Here is a 2,128-nt window from a genome sequence, read left to right on the forward strand (position 1 = left end):
GGCTTGGCCTTCGCCAACCGCTACCGCGACAACAACAATGTCTCGCTGACCTATTTCGGCGACGGTGCGGCCAACCAGGGCCAGGTCTATGAAAGCTTCAACATGGCCTCGCTGTGGAAGCTGCCGGTGATCTACATCATCGAGAACAACCGGTATGCCATGGGCACCTCGGTGTCGCGCTCTTCGGCGGAAACCAATTTTTCGCACCGTGGCGCTTCGTTCAAGATTCCCGGCATCCAGGTCGACGGCATGGACGTGCGCGCTGTCAAGGCCGCCGGCGACCAGGCGACCGAATGGTGCCGCGCCGGCAACGGGCCGATCATTCTCGAAATGCAGACCTATCGCTATCGCGGTCACTCGATGTCCGATCCGGCGAAATACCGCTCAAAGGAAGAAGTGCAGAAGATGCGCTCCGACCATGACCCGATCGAACAGGTCAAGGCGCGGCTGATCGAGAAGAAGTGGGCAACCGAGGACGAGCTTAAGGCCATCGACAAGGAGGTCCGCGACATCGTCGCTGACGCCGCCGAATTTGCCCAGAACGATGCAGAGCCGGATCCGTCCGAGCTCTGGACCGATATCGTATTGTAACGGGAGGGCAAGGACATGCCGATCGAAATTCTCATGCCCTCTCTCTCGCCGACCATGGAAGAGGGCAATCTTTCCAAGTGGTTGAAGAATGAGGGCGACAAGGTCGTCGCCGGCGACGTCATCGCCGAGATCGAAACCGACAAGGCGACGATGGAAGTCGAGGCCGTCGACGAAGGCACGCTTGGCAAGATCCTGATCGCCGCCGGCACCGAAGGCGTCAAGGTCAACACACCGATTGCCGTTTTGCTGCAGGACGGCGAAAGTGCCGGCGATATCGGCAAGTCCTCGGCTCCCGCCAAGGCGGAATCACCGGCAAAGGCAGAGGCTCCAGCCGCGGCGGAGGACAAGGCGGAGGCCGCAAAACCGGCTGCCGCGCCGGTGGCTGCTGCACCGAAGACGGAAATCGCCGCCGATCCGGACATTCCGGCCGGCACAGAGATGGTCTCGACCACGGTACGCGAAGCGCTGCGCGATGCGATGGCCGAGGAAATGCGCCGCGACGGCGATGTCTTCGTCATGGGCGAGGAGGTCGCCGAATACCAGGGCGCCTACAAGATCACGCAAGGGCTGCTGCAGGAATTCGGGCCGCGGCGCGTCGTCGACACGCCGATCACCGAGCATGGCTTTGCCGGCGTCGGCGTCGGCGCGGCGATGGCCGGCCTGAAGCCGATCGTCGAGTTCATGACCTTCAACTTCGCCATGCAGGCGATCGACCAGATCATCAACTCCGCCGCCAAGACGCTCTACATGTCGGGCGGCCAGATGGGTGCGCCGATCGTTTTCCGTGGACCGAACGGCGCTGCCGCACGCGTCGCCGCGCAGCACTCGCAGTGCTACGCCGCCTGGTATAGCCACATTCCGGGCCTGAAAGTGGTGATGCCCTACACCGCCGCCGACGCCAAGGGCTTGTTGAAGGCGGCGATCCGCGATCCCAATCCGATCATCTTCCTCGAGAATGAGATCCTCTATGGCCAGTCCTTCGACGTGCCGAAGCTGGATGATTTCGTGCTGCCGATCGGCAAGGCGCGCATCCACAAGACCGGCAAGGACGTCACCATCGTCTCTTTCGGCATCGGCATGACCTATGCGGTCAAGGCGGAAGCCGAGCTGCGCGGCTTGGGCATCGATGCCGAGATCATCGACTTGCGCACGATCCGGCCGCTCGATCTCGACACCATCATCGCCTCGGTCAAGAAGACCAACCGGCTGATCGTTGTCGAAGAGGGATATCCGCAGAACTCGGTCGGCGACCATATCGCCAACCAGGTGTCGCAGCGCGCCTTCGATTTCCTCGACGCGCCGGTCATCACCATCGCCGGCAAGGATGTGCCGATGCCCTATGCCGCCAACCTCGAGAAACTGGCTTTGCCGAACGTCGGCGAAGTCATCGAGGCGGTCAAAGCCGTCACATATCGCTGAACCGGGCGGGAGGACAAAATGCCAATCAACATCACCATGCCGGCCCTGTCGCCCACGATGGAAGAGGGCAATCTGTCCAAGTGGCTCGTCAAGGAAGGCGACAAGGTTTCGCCGGGCG

The 2,128-nt window shown here is 62.1% G+C and carries 3 protein-coding genes; all 3 read left to right on the plus strand.

Going from position 1 to position 2,128, the window contains the following annotated elements:
• Positions 1-591 (plus strand): thiamine pyrophosphate-dependent enzyme (locus EN994_RS28460; RefSeq protein WP_245466108.1); only part of this gene is annotated, 591 nt, incomplete at its 5' end.
• Positions 592-606: 15 nt separating this feature from the next.
• The gene (locus EN994_RS28465) at positions 607-2,010 is read left to right on the plus strand and encodes a pyruvate dehydrogenase complex E1 component subunit beta (protein ID WP_063168050.1); all 1,404 of its coding nucleotides are present in this window, start codon (positions 607-609) and stop codon (positions 2,008-2,010) included.
• A gap of 18 nt (positions 2,011-2,028) precedes the next feature.
• Positions 2,029-2,128: biotin/lipoyl-containing protein (locus EN994_RS28470; RefSeq protein WP_164746282.1), on the plus strand; the 100-nt coding region annotated here is incomplete at its 3' end.

Source organism: Mesorhizobium sp. M7A.F.Ca.CA.002.09.1.1 (genome assembly GCF_003998555.1).
In the GTDB taxonomy this organism is placed as follows: Bacteria; Pseudomonadota; Alphaproteobacteria; order Rhizobiales; family Rhizobiaceae; genus Mesorhizobium; species Mesorhizobium ciceri.